Source organism: Treponema sp. R6D11, assembly GCF_054786075.1.
The window spans coordinates 1-442 of sequence record NZ_BDHD01000937.1 but is presented as its reverse complement, the minus strand read 5'-3'; the positions used below and the strand labels follow the sequence as shown (position 1 = coordinate 442).

Genomic DNA, 442 nt, shown 5'->3' with positions numbered 1-442 from the left:
CGCTTTTTCGGGGCTGTCAATGCCTTCAAAACCCATTACCACGTCGGGCAAAGCGGGGGCGCTTTCTTCAATTTTAAGCGTGCGCTCTATGCCGTCCCTGCTGACGACTACCGATTTTAATTTTAAGAGATGATCGATTTCGCCGGATAAGGGGCGGATTTTTATAAAACCCTTAACTCCGAAAGGGGCTCCTGCCAGTCCAATAATGAACTTTTCGGTCACTCGCAATCAGTCCAGAATTTCTAATACTGTGTGCTTTCCAGACCTTGCGCCGGCGGCCTGAAGAACGGTCCTTATGGACTTGGCTATCCTGCCGTGCTTGCCGATTACCTTGCCGATGTCGCCGTCCGCCACGCGCAGTTCCAAAATAGTGGCTTTTTCGCCTTCTACGATGTTAACCTGCACCTGAGACGGGTCGTCCACCAGGGATTTGGCTATATAT

General features: G+C 50.9%; 2 protein-coding genes. Both read right to left on the bottom strand.

Going from position 1 to position 442, the window contains the following annotated elements; translation table 11 throughout:
* The coding region (locus ACYVTD_RS16890; RefSeq protein ID WP_461248807.1) for a ribosome maturation factor RimM at window positions 1-222 on the bottom strand (222 nt) is incomplete at its 3' end.
* Window positions 223-228: 6 nt separating this feature from the next.
* A partial coding sequence (locus ACYVTD_RS16885; protein ID WP_461248806.1) for a KH domain-containing protein occupies window positions 229-442 on the bottom strand: 214 nt, incomplete at its 5' end.